The organism is Glaciimonas sp. GG7 (genome assembly GCF_052976905.1).
In genome coordinates, this window is the sequence record NZ_JBRIIQ010000231.1 from 1 (window position 1) to 643 (window position 643).

General features: G+C 49.9%; 1 protein-coding gene. It reads right to left on the reverse strand.

Annotation, left to right across the window (positions count from 1 at the left end; all coding sequences use genetic code 11):
• Positions 1-299: 299 nt before the first annotated feature.
• Positions 300-643, reverse strand: a 344-nt coding sequence (locus tag ACVBEF_RS21325) for a hypothetical protein (RefSeq protein ID WP_447125892.1), incomplete at its 5' end; no start/stop codon positions are given.

A 643-nucleotide genomic window follows, 5' to 3' on the forward strand; every position in this document is an offset into this window, starting at 1 on the left:
CTCTGTTGAACTTCCCGTTGGTAAAACGGGGGTGGGCGACAAATGACGGAGTTGAACAACTGGACACCAAACTAAACCAGCAAGCCCGAAGGCTTCACCGCCACTGTCGCCCAGAGAGGACGAACTTAGGGCCCAAGCCGCATTGCACGGCCCGGGGTTTGGATGTACACAGGTGTTCAAGCCTGTATTCCTTTTTGAGGAACGTGGACACAATACCTTCCATGAAAACAGAGGTCAACCGCTAAATGGCGGTTTTTTTTGATTACAGTTTTTATACGGTTTTTTGGTCGCTGCAACGATTATTGCTCAGTGAAACTGTAATCAGTGACTGAGTCAGGGCGGTTGATGTTGAAGTTGTTTTTGACCTTGCAGGCGCAGCCACAGTTGCGGTTGCTTTTGACGTTGCAGTTGTTTTTGACCTTGCAGGCGCAGCCACAGTTGCGGTTGCTTTTGAAGTTGCAGTTGTTTTTGACCTTGCCGGCGCAGCCACAGTTGAAGTTGCTTTTGAAGTTGCAGTTGTTTTTGACCTTGCCGGCGCAGCCACAGTTGCCGTTGCTGTTGAAGTTGCAGTTGCTTTTGAAGTGGCATTTGACGTACCCCGTCATATGACGCTGCCAAATTTTCCTGCCGCCAGACGGATCAG